Consider the following 853-nt stretch of genomic DNA (forward strand, 5'->3'; position numbering starts at 1 on the left):
GACTGAAAGCACGCAGAGCATTCCGGATTTTCCGTATCACAAATACGCCGAGTTGCTCGGCCTGAAGGGGATCTTCGTCGATCATCCCGACAAGGTCGGCGCTGCCTGGGATGAAGCCCTGTCGGCTGATCGGCCCGTGATACTGGAGGCTTACACTGATCCCAATGTTCCGCCGCTGCCGCCACATATTACGCTGAAGGAGGCGCGCAATTTCATGACGTCTTTGCTTGATGAGCCTGAGCGAGCCAGCGTCATCGTCAATAGCGCTAAGGAGATGCTCGCGAGCGTCCTGCCCGGAAAGGGTTGATCGATGTGCCCCGATGCGGCGATTGGCCGGGTGACCGCGCGCGCCTACACGGTGCCGACTGACGCCCCGGAGGCCGATGGCACCTTCGCCTGGGACAGGACGACACTTGTCGTTGTCGAGGTCGCGGCCGGTGGCGAGACAGGACTGGGCTACACCTATGCCGATGCCTGCCTTTTGCGCCTCATCGAGAAGACACTTGGCCCCGTTATCGCGGGGGCCAATGCGATGGACATGCGGGCGGCTTGGACGGCCATGCAGCACGCGGTGCGGAATCTTGGACGATCCGGCCTGGCGGCATGCGCTATCTCGGCGATGGATGTCGCGCTCTGGGACCTCAAGGCTAAATTGCTCGGCGTTCCCCTCGCCTCGCTGTTCGGCCAAGAGCGCGCGTCGGTGTCAATTTACGGCAGCGGCGGCTTCACTAGTTACGACGACGCGCAGCTACGCGATCAGCTTGCAGGCTGGGTAGAGAGGGATGGCTGCCGGGCCGTCAAGATGAAGATCGGCACGCATACCGATCAGGATCCCCGTCGCGTCGCCATTGCC

At 62.4% G+C, this 853-nt stretch carries 2 pseudogenes; both read left to right on the plus strand.

The annotated features are described in order from the left end of the window. Nucleotides 1-307 (plus strand): annotated as a pseudogene (locus tag GSQ92_RS29165) (thiamine pyrophosphate-requiring protein); the annotation flags it as partial. A gap of 3 nt (nucleotides 308-310) precedes the next feature. After that, nucleotides 311-853, plus strand: a pseudogene (locus GSQ92_RS29170) (mandelate racemase); the annotation flags it as partial.

Source organism: Acidisoma sp. S159 (assembly GCF_009766125.1).
GTDB lineage: Bacteria > Pseudomonadota > Alphaproteobacteria > Acetobacterales > Acetobacteraceae > Acidisoma.